Here is a 13,170-nt window from a genome sequence, read left to right on the forward strand (position 1 = left end):
CCCCGGCAGCCGACGCGAGGACGCGGCCAGGGGCTATTCGGGCTTGATGCCGGCGGCGCGGATCACCTCGCCCCATTTCGCCGTCTCGCTCCGGATGAAGGCGGCGAACTCCTCCGGCGTGCCGCCGGCCGGGTCGCTCGCCTGCGACACGATGCTGTCGCGCACGTCGGGCATCTGGAGGATGGCGTTCAGCTCCTTGTTGAGCCGGGCGACGATCTCGGGCGGCGTCCCCTTCGGCATCACGACGCCCTGCCAGTTGTAGGACTCGAAGCCGGGCAGCCCCGCCTCCGCCATGGTGGGCACGTCGGGAAGCTGTGCCAGGCGGTGATTGGCGGTGACCGCCAGCGCCTTGATCTTGCCCGCCTCGATCGACGGCAGCGCCGCATAGCCCATCTCGAACATCATGGAGATATGGCCGGCGAGCAGATCGTTGGCGGCGGCGCCGCCGCCCTTGTAGGGCACATGGACGATGTCGATGCCGGCCTGGCGGCCGAACATCACGCCAGAGAGGTGGTGCGCGCCGCCGATGCCGGAGGAGCCGTAGTTGATCCGCCCCGGCGCCGCCTTCGCCCGCGCAATGATATCGGCGACGCCGGCGAGCCCCTGCCCGGGCGCCGCGGTGAGAACCAGCGGCGAGCGCTCGATCAGGATCACCGGCACCAGGTCGGTGGCGGGATCGTAGGGCAGCTTGCCCATCAGCGAGACGTTGACGGCGAGCGGCGCCAGATTGCCCATGCCGATCACCGAGCCGTCGGCCGGCGCCTTGGCGACGGCGGCGGTGCCGAGCACGCCGCCGGCGCCCGCCTTGTTGTCGATGATCACGGTGGCGCCCAGTGCCTTGCCGAGCTTCTCGGCGATCTTACGGGCGCGGATGTCGGCGAAGCCGCCGGCCGCGTAGGGAATCACCCAGGTGATCTGGCGCGCCGGATAGTCTGGCGCCGCCGGCGTCTGGGCGCGGGCGGCGGGGGGCACGGCGAGCTGGCCCACCACGAGGACCGCGAGGGCGGCGGCGAGAAGGCGGAGCATGGTGCAGGTCTCCCGATGACGAGCGCCGCCCTCAGGCGGCGCGAGAGGAGGACGCGAGGACGGCGGCCGGCACATGCACGACCCCCTCCATCAGACGGCGGGCGGTGCGGCTGAGCACCGCCTTGTCGATCACCACGGCGCCGTCGCGGACCGACGTCTCGGCGCCGACCGGCAGCACCCCGGAGGCGTGGCCGAAGCGGACCAGCCGGCCGCCCGCGGCGCCGCGCGCCGCGCCGGTGCCGCAGTCGACGAGGTCCGCCACCAGGGTGCCGGGCAGCGCCGCCGCGACCGCCAGCGCCACCGCGCCGGTGCCGGTCAAGGCGTGGTGCATCTTGCCCATGGAGATCATGCGGGCGACGACGTCGACAGCCTCCGGCGCGATCGCCCGGCCGCCGGCCGCGACATACGCGGCTGGCGGGCCGACCAGCGCCAGCTTGGGGGTGGCGGGACGCTTGGCGGTCGCCTCCGCAGCGGAAGCGGCGAGGCCCATGGCGACGGCGCCGGCGGCCCGCACCGCCTCGCAGCGGGTCACGAACGCCGCATCGGCGTCCGCCTCGGCGGGCCGCACCGTCGCCGAAACGCCGAGCGCCGTGGCCGCGACGATCACGGTCGGGTTGCCGGCGTCCACCAGGCTCGCGGCGACCGGCCCGAGGCCGGGCACGTCGAGCGTGTCGCATGGCCGCCCGGTCGGCAGCACGCCGGCGGCGCCGCCGCCCGGATCGAGGAACTCGAGCCGGATCTCGGCCGCCGGAAAGGCGACGCCGTCGAGCTCGAACGCCCCCTCCTCGACGACCTCGCCGTTCCGCACCGGCACGTGGGCGACGATGCGCTTGCCGAGATTGGCCTGCCACAGCCGCACGACGCGCAGGCCGTCCGGCCCCGCCGGCACCAGCCCCTGCTGGATGGCGAACGGAGCCACCGCAGTGGTGAGATTGCCGCAATTGCCCGACCAGTCGATCAGCGGCTCGGCGATGGAGACTTGCCCGAACAGATACGCGACGTCGCAATCGGGCCGCGGCGAGCGCTGCACCAGCACCACCTTGCTGGTGCTGGAGGTGGCGGCGCCCAGGCCGTCGATCTGCTTGCCGTAAGGATCGGGGCTGCCGATCACCCGCAGCAGCACAGCGTCGCGCCGTGCCGGATCGTCCGGCAGGTCGCCGGCATGGAAGAAGACACCCTTGCTGGTGCCGCCGCGCATGTACACGGCGGGGATGCGAAGCCCACTCATCGGCGGTCCTCTCGCGTCAACATAGCGGGGCGACGGCACGTGTCCAGGGACGGGTGATGACGGGCGGGCGGGGAATCGCGGCGGACGCCGCGCCCGACCATGACGCCGCGGCGGCACCACCGCAAGCGTGCGACCACCCGCATGCCGGGGCGCGTCGACAGCCGCCGAGGAGCGCGGTAAGCGTGGTCCGACGCGCTCACCCCGTCCTCCACTCGCGCCCGCGACAGCGGGAAACCAGAGCCACCCATCAAGCCGCCGGTCGAACAATCCCTGTCCTCGCCGTCGCGGGGACGAACGGACCTCGAGGTGAGCGCCGCGCGGCCGGACGATTCCCCCGAACAGCGACCATGCGGCCACCGCGGCCGCGGGAGACAGCCATGACCTACCTGATCTCCTCCGATTGCCCTGCGGCTCCCGCCGGGCAGCGCCTGCGCGCCCTGCTCCAGCGCCCCGGCATCCTGCCGATGCCGGGCGCCCACAACGGTCTCGCCGCCCTCCAGGCGAAGGCCGCCGGCTTCGAGGCGCTGTATCTCTCGGGCGCCGCCATGACGGCCTCCATGGGCCTGCCCGATCTCGGCATCGTCACGGTCGACGAGGTGGCGTTCTTCGTCCGCCAGGTGGCGCGCGCCGCCGGCCTGCCGGTGCTGGTCGACGGCGACACCGGCTATGGCGAGGCGCTCAACGTCATGCACATGGTGCGCTGCTTCGAGGAGGCGGGCGCCGCCGCGGTCCATATCGAGGACCAGCTCCTGCCGAAGAAGTGCGGCCACCTCAACGACAAGAAGCTCGCCGACCCGGCCGACATGGCGGCCAAGATCCAGGCCGCCGTGCGGGCACGCCGCGATCTCGTGATCGTCGCCCGCACCGACGCGGCGGCGAGCGAGGGGCTCGACGGCGCGCTCGCCCGCGCGAAACGCTACGTCGAGGCCGGAGCGGACGTCATCTTCCCGGAGGCGCTGACCACACCCGAGATGTTCCGCGCGTTCGCCCACCGCCTGCCCGGCGTGCCGCTGCTCGCCAACATGACCGAGTTCGGCCGCACGCCGTTCCTCACCGCGGCGGAGTTCGCGGCGCTCGGCTACAAGATCGTCATCTGGCCGGTGAGCGCGCTGCGCTGCGCCGCCCGGGCACAGGCCGATCTCTACGCGACGCTCGCCCGCGACGGCAGCACCGAGGCGATGCTGCCGCGCATGCAGACGCGCGCCGAGCTGTACGCCACCATCGGCTATGCCGACTACGAGGCGCTGGACTCCTCCATCGTCGCCACCGTGGTGCCCGAGATGCCGGCCCGCGGGACGGCCGGCTGAGGCCGGCGCGCACCGGCCGACATCCTCGTCGCGGGTCGCGGGCGCCCCTGCCCTATCGTGGCGGGACGCGGCGCCACGCCGCGGGCCGGCGGCTTGCCGACGGGCGATAGGGGATTAATCTGGTTGCGTGTTGCGGATGATACCGGGGGTCCGCGTGCGCGACGGGTCGGGTGCGGGCGACGAGCAGGCCGACAGCTTGCGGGCGGACAGCCTGCGGGCCGCCTCCTTGCGAGCCGACCGCCTGGAAGCCGACCGCCAGCCGGCCGAAGAACGAGCCGGCGACGAGCGGGCTAGCAGTCAGCAAACCAGCAGCAAGCAAGCCAGCGACGAGCGGGCCGGCGCCGGGGTCCGCTCGGTCCACCTCGCTCTCGACGTGCTCGAGGCGATCGCCTTGTCGGGCGACGAGCTCGGCGTCACCCAGATCGCCGATCGCCTGGCGGTCACCAAGGGCGCGGTTCACCGCCACCTGCACACGCTGGTCGAACGCGGCTACCTGACCCGCAACCCGACGACCGCCCGCTACGCCATCGGCCCCAAGAGCCGGCTGCTCGCCCGCTTCTCGCCGCAGACCGATCTCGTGCAGGCGGCCGACGGCCCCATGCGCGAGCTGCGCGACCGGCTCGGCCACACGGCGGTGCTGTCGGCGATGACGCCGCGCGGCGCGCTGGTGCTGGCGACGGTCGCCGGCGCGTCGACCATCGAGATCGGCGTGCGGCCCGGCAGCGAGCTGCCGTTCCATGCCTCGGCCCAGGGCAAGGTGCTGCTCGCCTTCGCGCCGCCCCCCGTGAAGGAGCGTGTGCTGGCGCGTCCGCTCGAAGCCTTCACGGCGCGGACCGTGGTCGACCGGGCGCGGGTCGAGGCCGAACTCGCCCGCATCGTCCAGCAGGGCTATGCCACCGCACCCGAAGAGGTGGTAGTCGGCATCAATGTGATGGCGGCGCCGGTCTTCGATGCGCGGGACGGGTGCATCGGCGCCCTGGCGGTGGTCGGCTCGATCCGGGTCCTTCCCGAGGAACCGAACCCCGACACGGTGACGAGCCTCCAGGGCTACGCACGGCAATTGTCGCGGCGGCTGGTCCAGCCTCGTCGCGTGCCGTAGCGCGGCGCGAGCGTCACATCCCGGTCATGGATTTTCGGGGTCGCGGAGTCCCGCGGTCACGAAGTCCCGGTCGCCGACGAGGCGTCCACCAGAAGGGGGCCGCACCGGCGATCACGTTCCGGACGAACGACTGGACCTCACGCCTCGCCGGCGCAGCGCCGGCGACGCAAGGAGTCGGGCCGCAGGCGGTTGCGATCCCGCCAGCCGCGCCGGACCACCCCCGGCTCGTCGCGGTCGATCTCCGCCATGACGGCGCGGAGCCTGCGCCCGAACGGCAACCCGTCGGGCTCGGCCGCATCCACCACGGCGACGATCCGCTCCAGATCGACCAGGATGCGGTTGTAGTCCCGCCGCAGATGCGCCAGCAGCGCGCGACGCCGCTCGACTGATTCGCCTGCCGCCGACAACTCTCCGACGAGCTGCTCCAGGCAGGTCGCGTAGACGTCGAGCACGCTTCGCAGTCGCGGCAAGTCTGCCCGCAGCACGCTTGCCAGGGCGCTGTCCGCACCACTGACAACGCCGTTTCCCATATTCTGGGAGTTGTGGCAGTAGTTATCCATTCTCGCCATTCCTGTGAGGATTCGGCCCGTCTCTCTCTTGTCGAACGCTACCGTCTGATCCAATCCTTACCGAAATTCTGCGAATATGGGGGACTTGGCTGTCAGTTGACAGTCATACGACGGACCGCCACACGACGGACGGCCTGTCGTGTCCCAACTCGCACGCGAATTTGGAATACGCTGATGTTCGAGATCTGCGGGCGCTCGTTAGGACCGTGACCGCGTCGGCATGCCGCCGCGACACCGATCGCGCTCTCGGCCTCGGTCAGCGGCATCGCGAATCCAGTCGGCACTGATCTCGGCGGTCGCCGAGCAACCGGAACCTCGCCCGTGCTGCGTTCGGACGGCACTCTCGAACTCTCCGAGACCGAGATCAGGGCAGCCCTGACTCGCGTCCTCGCCAGCCCGCGCTTTCGGGATTCGCCTCAGATCAGCGCCTTCCTGTCCTATGTGGTGGACCGGACGCTCGCCGGGCGAAGCGACCAGATCAAGGGCTACACCATCGCGGTCGAGGCCCTCGGGCGCGACGCCAGCTTCGATCCCAACTCCCAGTCGATCGTCCGCACCGAGGCGGCGCGCCTGCGCCAGGAGCTGGCGCGCTACTACGCCGATGCGGGCCGCGACGACGCGGTCCGCATCACGCTGCCGCGCGGCCGCTACGTTCCCGTGTTCGAGTGCGGGCAACCGGCCGTCCCCCCCGAGACCGCCGAGATGCCGACCGTCGACGCCGCTGCGCCGACGCCAGCTGCGACCGCCCCACTCGCTCCCGACATTCGCACCGCCCCGGCGCCGGCGGGCGGCGACCGTCGCGGGCGGATCGGCGCCGCCTGGCTGCCGGTCGCCGCGGTGGTGATCGGCGCCCTGGTGGCCTATGGGCTGGTCAATACCCTGGTGCTGCGTGCCCAGAGGAGCCGAACGCCGGCCGTCGAGCAGGCCGACGACCCGGTCCGCGCGTCCGCCTACGCCGCCCGCCATGGCGAGCCACGCATCGCCGTGGCGCCGATCACGACGACCGGCGCGGTCCGGGAGGGCCGCGTCGATCCGGCCGCCGTCCACACCATCCTGGTCAACGCACTGTCGCGGTTCGAGGACATCGTCGTCGTCCTGGCGCGGCCCGGCAACGACCGGCCCGGCACAGTGCCGGCCGACTATCTGCTCACGCCCATCCTGGTCTATGGCAACGAGAGCGACCCAGTGCTGACGCTGCGGCTGACCACGCTGCCCGACCAGGCGGTGATCTGGCACGCCGACTTCGAGACGGCGCGTCCCGGCGAGACACGCGAGGTGGCGCGCCGGAGGATGGCGCTGGAGGCATTGAGCATCCTGCTGGAGCCGTTCGGCATCGTCGCCGCCGCGGAACGCCGCAAGCAGGAGCAGCAGCCGCCGCCGCGCTACGGATGCGCCCTCCTGGCCGCCAAGGTGGCGCGCTACTACGATCCCGGGCGACACAACCAGACGCGAGAGTGCCTCGAAAGGGCGATCGCCGACGATCCCGGCTTCGTCCTCGCCCATGTGCTGCTGGCCCGCCTGCACGTCCGCGACTACCTGCACGGCCTGAGCGCGTCGGGCGATCTGTCGACCGCGGTGACGCTGGCCCATCGCGCCGTCGAGCTCGGCCCCAATAGCGCGCGCGCCCACTACACCCTCATGCAGATCGAGCTCGCCCGCGGCCGCGTCGAGCGCGCCCGCGAGCTGGCCCGCAAGGCCCTGGCGCTCAACCCCTACGACGTGCGCGTGCTGATGCAGGTCGGCGGCTTCATGGTGGCGACCGGCGACGTCGACGGCGGCCTGGCGCTGCTCCAGCAGGCCCGCCGCCATCTCTCCACCAACCCGCATCCGCTCGCCTGGAGCCTGTTCCTCGCCCACTATCTCCGCGACGAGATGACCGAGGCCGCGGCCGACATCGCAGAGATGCCCGGCGAGTACGACATCAACCTGGTCGCGCGCGCGCTCCTGTCGGCCCGCACCGGCGACCCCGAAGGCGCTCGCGCGGCGCTCGCCGTGCTGCACGCCCGCCAGCGGGCGTGGATCGAGGGGGCGCAGGAGCGGCTGTCGCGCCTGGTGGCGGCGCCATGGATTCGCGATCGCCTCGAGGCCGACTTGAAGGCCATCGGCGGCGCCGACACACACTGATCGGTGATCCGAATGGCCGCCGCCGCGCAGTCCGGCCGGCTGCCGTGCCGGTCGCGCGCTCGCCCGAGCGGCCGATCGTGCCCGTATTTGCCCCGGCTGCTCGGCACGGCGCGCTGCGCTACCATCCCGGACGGCGAGCCCGCGTCCCCCGCGCTGCCCGCCCCGTCGCGACGTCCGTGTGGAACCCTTCATGACCAAGCCTGCCGAACCGACCTGCTCCGAATGCGGACAGCTCGACTGCTATCACCAGCGCGGTAACCCGCCCGCCTTCTGCGTCGGCAAGCAGACCGCCCCGGAGGTGGTGGAGGAGGTGGCGGAGCGCTATCGCGGCGAGGGCCCGGATGCGGTTCTGGCGCGCGCCTCCGCCGAGGTCGAGGGCACCTATTACGGCAAGCTCAACCGGGTGGAGGAGACGCTCGCCTTCGCGCGCCGCATCGGCGCCCACCGGATCGGCATCGCCACCTGCGTCGGCCTGATCGAGGAGGCGCGGCTGTTCGCCACCATCCTGCGCCGCGGCGGCTTCGACCCGCAGACCGTGCTGTGCAAGATCGGCGGCCTCGACAAGACCGAGATCGGCGTGCCCGACGCCCACAAGATCAAGCCGGGCGGCTTCGAGGCGTGCTGCAACCCGGTGCTCCAGGCGGTCGCCCTCAACGCCAAGAAGACCGACCTCAACGTGCTGATCGGCCTGTGCGTCGGTCACGATGCCCTGTTCTACAAGCACTCCGACGCGCCGGTGACCACCCTGATCACCAAGGACCGGGTGCTCGGCCACAATCCCGCCGCCGCCCTCTACACCGCCAAGAGCTACGGCAAGCGGGTGCTCGACGAGGATCGCCTGAAGGACCTTTAGTCCTGTTTCCGGAGATCATTTCGCCGTCGTTCCGGGGCGCGGCACCCGAATCGGCGCGTCGCGCCGTCCGGGCGCCGCGAACCTGGAACCTAGCGAAAAACCGCCGAATGGATTAGCCGGTCTCGCACAAGACCATTCCCGGCGACGCGGGAGCCGGCTCGCCGTCGGGACTGAGATCGATCAAGGACGGCCGGAGCGGATTCCTGCTTCACATCGCGGCGACCCGCCACGGGGCCCGATCGGCCGCCGTCGTGTCACCGTCTCCACCGCACGGCGCCGTCGCGACGGTGTCCCGCATCGCACCGATGTTCCGCGTCCCGCATCGCGACGACGGCGCCCGCGCCACGCTCGCCCGACCAGAGAGCCGCATGCCGATGTTTCGAGCCGATCAGATGTTCCGGACCAAGCAGATCGCCACGGTGAGCGACGACATCGGCAAGACCGGCCTCCGCCGCTCGCTCGGCGCCTTCGACATGGTCATGCTGGGCATCGGCGCCGCCGTCGGCACCGGCATCTTCGTGCTCACCGGGGTCGCCGCGGCCCGCTACGCGGGTCCCGGCATCATGCTCTCCTTCGTGCTGTCGTCGGTGGTCTGCGGGCTCGTGTGCCTCGCCTATTCGGAGCTCGCCTCGTCGATCCCGGCGGCCGGCAGCGCCTACACCTATTCCTACGTGGCAGCCGGCGAGTTCGTCGCCTGGCTGGTCGGCTGGAACCTGATTCTCGAATACTCGGTCGGCGCCTGCGCGGTCGCCGGCGGCTGGTCGGCCTATTTGGTCGGGATCCTCAAGTCGGCCGGCATCGAGCTGCCCAAGGCGATCACCGCGGTGCCGCACGACGGCGGCGTCGTCAACCTGCCCGCCATGCTGATCATCGCCTTCGTCACGGTGCTGCTGGTGCGCGGCATCCGCGAGAGCGCCGCGGTCAACCGCACCCTCGTGGGCCTCAAGCTCGGCACCATCTTCCTGTTCCTGCTGCTCGCCGGGCCGCGCGTCGACGTCACCAACTGGACGCCGTTCCTGCCCTTCGGCTGGGCGGGCATCTCGGCCGGCGCCGCCATCATCTTCTTCGCCTATCTGGGCGTCGACTCGCTCACCACCGCGGCCGAGGAGACGCGCAACCCGCGCCGCGACGTGCCGATCGGCATCATCGTGTCGCTCGCCATCTGCACCCTGCTGTATGTGGCGGTCGCCGCGGTCCTCACCGGGGTCGTGCCCTTCGCCCGGCTCGACACGGCCGAGCCGGTCACCTACGCGCTGCGGACGCTCGGCTACAATTTCGGCTCGGCACTCGTCGGGGTCGGCGCCATCTCGGGTCTCACCACCGTCTGCCTGGTGATGATCTACGCCCAGACCCGCGCCTTCTTCGCCATGGCCCGCGACGGGCTGATCCCGCCGGCGCTGTGCCGCGTGCATCCGCGCTACGGAACGCCACACGTCGCCACCATCCTGGTCGGCAGCGTGGTGGCCGTGATGGCCGGCTTCACCCCGATCGGCCTCGTCGCCGAGATGTGCAACATCGGCACGCTGTTCGCGTTCGTGGTCGTCAGCGCCTGCGTGCTGGTGCTCCGCCGCACCCAGCCCGATCTGCCGCGGCCGTTCCGCTGCCCGGCCGCCGTCGTGGTGGTGCCGCTGGCGATCGCGTCGTCGCTCTACATCATGATGAGCCTGTCGGGCGCCACCTGGGTGCGCTTCGTGGTGTGGACCGCCGTCGGGATCGTCGTCTATGCGGGGTATGGGGCGCGCCACAGCCGGCTGAACCAGCCGACCGCCGTGGCGGCGGTCGCCTGACGGTTGCGGCGACGTCCGTCGCGGCGACGTCCGTCGCATCGCCGCTTGGCCGCGGCGTCCGGCGGCGGCCCGGCATGGTTGAATTCTGTTGTGGCGGGGCGGCCCGGCGCAGTAATCAGGCAGCGTTGGTGGAGCCTTCGACGGCCCGCCGAGACCTGTCCGTTGCCACTGGAGCTCCGATGAACCTCTCCGAAATCTCGCCCGGCCGCAATCCGCCCAAGGACATTCACGTCGTGATCGAGATCCCGCTCGGCGGCGAGCCGGTCAAGTACGAGATCGACAAGAAGTCGGGCGCCCTGTTCGTCGATCGCTTCCTGCACACGGCGATGTACTATCCCGGCAACTACGGCTTCATCCCGCACACGCTGTCGCCGGACGGCGACCCGATCGACGTGATGGTGGTGAACCGGGTGCCGGTGTTCCCGGGCTCGGTGGTCCGCTGCCGGCCGGTCGGTGCGCTGCTGATGGAGGACGAGTCGGGCGGCGACGAGAAGATCCTCGCGGTGCCGGTCGACAATCTGCATCCCTACTACACCGACATGCAGAACTACACCGACCTGCCCTTGATCGTGCGCGACCAGATCGCCCACTTCTTCCAGCACTACAAGGACCTGGAGAAGGGCAAGTGGGTCACCATCGCGAAATGGCTCGACACCGCCGGGGCCGAGGACCTGATCATGAAGGCGATCGCCCGCGCGGCCGAGAAGGCGGCGCAGGAGGGCTGAGGCCGACGGGCGACGTCGACCTCGGCCGCCTGGTGGCGCACCACCCGCAACACTCCGTCGCCGGACCGCCGGAATACGGCCGTCCGGCGACTGCGTTTCGGCCCTGACTTCGCCGCGGTCGGGGACTGACATACCGCCGCCACTGCGGAGCCGTCGCCGGTCCGCCGCGGCGGGGCGCGCGAGATCGGCCGGTCCGGGTCGAACGGCGCGAGGCCGCGCCGCGACCAACCTGCGCCATCGGCACTGCACGGCTCGGTTCCGCACGGTCCGGTTCCGCACGACCCCGAGCTGCCGCCACGCCAACCACGAGGCCCCCATGTTCGCGCCGACGCCGCCATCGCGGAGCAACCGCCCGACGCTGTCCCTGCCTTTCACGGCCCGCCCGTCGCGACGCGCCCGCCTCGCCGGCGGCCTCGCGGCGGCCGCGCTCCTCGCCGGGACGACGGCCGGCGCCGCCGAGCTGCCGCTCGTCCGCGTCGTGCTGTCGAGCGCCGGCCTCGCCCAGTTCCTGCACGCCGGCCCGGTCACCGGCGGCGGCAGCATCGAGCTGCCGGTGCGGCTCGACCAGGTCGACGACGTGCTCAAGAGCCTCACCGTGTTCGACCGCGAGGGCGGCGTCGGCGCCGTCGGCCTGCCCGGCAAGCAGCCGCTCGCCGAGCTCTACCGCGACCTGCCGTTCGGTCCGGACGCGCTCGCCTCGCCGACCGCGCTGCTCAACGCGCTCGTCGGCACCGAGGTGGAGATCGCCGGCCCGGTCACCGCCACCGGCCGGGTGTTCCGGGTCGAGCCCGAGGAGATCACGCTGCCGAACGGCGGCGGCACCGTCACCCGTCACCGCCTGTCGCTGATGACCGGGCGCGGCCTCGTCCAGGCCGTGCTGGAGGACCTGACGACGCTGCGCTTCACCGATCCGGAGACCCGCGCCCAGATCGAGCGGGCGCTCGCCGGCCAGACCCGCAACCGCGCCAAGGACCGCCGCACCGTCTCGGTCGGCTTCCTCGGCGACGGCACCCGGCGGGTCGCGCTCGGCTACGTGGTGGCGGCGCCGGTGTGGAAGACCTCCTATCGGCTGGTGCTGCCCAAGGAGGGCGGCACGGCGCGTCTGCAAGGCTGGGCCGTGGTCGAGAACCTCACCGGCGGCGACTGGACCGATGTCGAGCTGGTGCTGGTCTCGGGTAACCCGGTGGCGCTCCGCCAGGCGCTCTACACCGCCTTCTACACCGATCGCCCCGAGGTTCCGGTGACCACCGCCACGCGGGTGATGCCGCGCAGCGACGACGCCGATGCGGCCGAGCCGCGGCCCAAGATGTACGAGGGGGCGGCGCCCCGCCGGATGCCGGCCCCGCAGGTGGGGCAGATGCAGCGCATGGCCCCGGCCCTGGCGGCGCCGGCCGCGATGCCGCCGCCGGCGCCCGAGGCCGAGAGCATGGCGAACCTGGCCCGCGCCAGCGAGGCCGAGGAGGCGGCGACCCAGCTCCTCTACCGCTTCCCCGCCAAGGTGACGGTGGCGACCGGCCATACCGCCATGGTGCCGTTCGTCGATCGCGACGTGCAGGCGACCCGCACCTGGCTGTACCAGCCGGAGACCTCGGCGCGGCGGCCGCTCGCCGCGGTGCGCATCAAGAACGACGGCGACACCAGCCTGCCGCCCGGCATCGTCACCGCCTTCGACGGCGCCGACGGCACCGCCGCCTTCGTGGGCGATGCCCAGTTGCCGCTGCTGGCGCGCGGCACCTTCCGGTACGTCACCTTCGCGCTCGACGCCAAGACCGACATCCGCCGCGAGGACCTGGGCATCCGCCGCACCACGCTCGGCAAGGCGGTGGACGGCGAGCTGACCCTGACGACGAAATCGCGCCGCACCCTCGCCTACGAGATCACCCCGCCGGCCGACGAGGACCGCGAGATCGTCATCGAGGAGGCGCGCACCGACGGCTTCGCGCCGGCGCCGGACCAGAAGGGCGTCGAGGAGACGCCGACCCGCTTCCGCGCCACCGTCGCGGCGCCGCGCGGAAAGACCACCAAGGCGTCGCTGGTGCTGGAGCGCACCGACCGCCAGACCGTGATCCTCACCGATCTCGCGCCCGAGGAGATCCTCGCCCGCATCCGTGGCTTGGAGAACGAGACGCCTGCCGTGAAGGACACGGCCGCGAAGCTCGGCGCACTCGTCGGCGACATCAACCGGGCGCGCGGCGAGCGGGGCCGGCTCGACGCCGAGCGCAAGCGCATCGGCGACGACCAGGCGCGGCTGCGCCAGAACCTCGGCGCCGTCGGCTCCGGCACCGATCTCGGCCGCCGCTACATCGACACGCTGAAGACCCAGGAGGATCGCCTCGCCGAGATCGGCCGCGCCGACCAGGCGCTGGAGGCCGACATCGCCGCCAAGCGCCAGGCCGCCGTGCAGCTCGCCCGCCAGCTCAAGCTGTAGGGCGAGACTGGCCGCGCCGGCGCC

The 13,170-nt window shown here is 72.1% G+C and carries 10 protein-coding genes; 7 read left to right on the top strand and 3 right to left on the bottom strand.

Annotated elements, in window-relative coordinates:
• Positions 1–33: 33 nt before the first annotated feature.
• Together ACFQUV_RS09665 and prpF are read right to left on the bottom strand one after the other, a co-directional pair.
• A complete protein-coding gene (locus ACFQUV_RS09665) occupies positions 34–1,026 on the bottom strand; it encodes a tripartite tricarboxylate transporter substrate binding protein (protein WP_129610897.1) in 993 nt (330 codons plus the stop codon).
• Positions 1,027–1,057: 31 nt separating this feature from the next.
• The gene (gene prpF / locus ACFQUV_RS09670; RefSeq protein WP_129610898.1) at positions 1,058–2,254 is read right to left on the bottom strand and encodes a 2-methylaconitate cis-trans isomerase PrpF; all 1,197 of its coding nucleotides are present in this window, start codon (positions 2,252–2,254) and stop codon (positions 1,058–1,060) included.
• 377 nt (positions 2,255–2,631) lie between these two features.
• Here prpF and prpB point away from each other — a divergent pair, with 377 nt between their 5' ends.
• Positions 2,632–3,561 carry a methylisocitrate lyase gene (prpB, locus tag ACFQUV_RS09675; protein ID WP_129610899.1) on the top strand — a complete coding sequence of 310 codons (930 nt, stop codon included), beginning with the start codon at positions 2,632–2,634 and terminating at the stop codon, positions 3,559–3,561.
• 154 nt (positions 3,562–3,715) lie between these two features.
• Positions 3,716–4,660: an IclR family transcriptional regulator gene (locus tag ACFQUV_RS09680; RefSeq protein ID WP_165364130.1), complete on the top strand. Its 945-nt coding sequence runs from the start codon at positions 3,716–3,718 to the stop codon at positions 4,658–4,660.
• A 137-nt stretch (positions 4,661–4,797) separates the two neighbouring features.
• On the opposite strand, the gene ACFQUV_RS09685 is transcribed toward ACFQUV_RS09680, so the two are convergent.
• Positions 4,798–5,220, bottom strand: coding sequence for a hypothetical protein (locus ACFQUV_RS09685; RefSeq protein ID WP_129610901.1), 423 nt, complete (start codon positions 5,218–5,220; stop codon positions 4,798–4,800).
• 330 nt (positions 5,221–5,550) lie between these two features.
• Between ACFQUV_RS09685 and ACFQUV_RS09690 the strand changes: the two genes are divergently transcribed.
• The 5 genes from ACFQUV_RS09690 to ACFQUV_RS09710 all read left to right on the top strand — a co-directional run bounded on the left by ACFQUV_RS09690 (position 5,551) and on the right by ACFQUV_RS09710 (position 13,146).
• The gene (locus ACFQUV_RS09690) at positions 5,551–7,353 is read left to right on the top strand and encodes a tetratricopeptide repeat protein (RefSeq protein WP_129610902.1); all 1,803 of its coding nucleotides are present in this window, start codon (positions 5,551–5,553) and stop codon (positions 7,351–7,353) included.
• Between the two features lie 190 nt (positions 7,354–7,543).
• Positions 7,544–8,206: a DUF1847 domain-containing protein gene (locus ACFQUV_RS09695; RefSeq protein ID WP_129610903.1), complete on the top strand. Its 663-nt coding sequence runs from the start codon at positions 7,544–7,546 to the stop codon at positions 8,204–8,206.
• Positions 8,207–8,574: 368 nt separating this feature from the next.
• Complete coding sequence (locus ACFQUV_RS09700) at positions 8,575–9,993, top strand: amino acid permease (protein ID WP_244601706.1); 1,419 nt, start codon at positions 8,575–8,577, stop codon at positions 9,991–9,993.
• 179 nt (positions 9,994–10,172) lie between these two features.
• Positions 10,173–10,718: an inorganic diphosphatase gene (ppa, locus tag ACFQUV_RS09705; protein WP_111384585.1), complete on the top strand. Its 546-nt coding sequence runs from the start codon at positions 10,173–10,175 to the stop codon at positions 10,716–10,718.
• Positions 10,719–11,034: 316 nt separating this feature from the next.
• Positions 11,035–13,146 carry a DUF4139 domain-containing protein gene (locus ACFQUV_RS09710; RefSeq protein WP_129610904.1) on the top strand — a complete coding sequence of 704 codons (2,112 nt, stop codon included), beginning with the start codon at positions 11,035–11,037 and terminating at the stop codon, positions 13,144–13,146.
• The last annotated feature ends 24 nt before the right edge of the window (positions 13,147–13,170 follow it).

It is taken from the genome of Rhodoplanes sp. P11, assembly GCF_964266735.1.
In the GTDB taxonomy this organism is placed as follows: domain Bacteria; phylum Pseudomonadota; class Alphaproteobacteria; order Rhizobiales; family Xanthobacteraceae; genus Rhodoplanes; species Rhodoplanes serenus.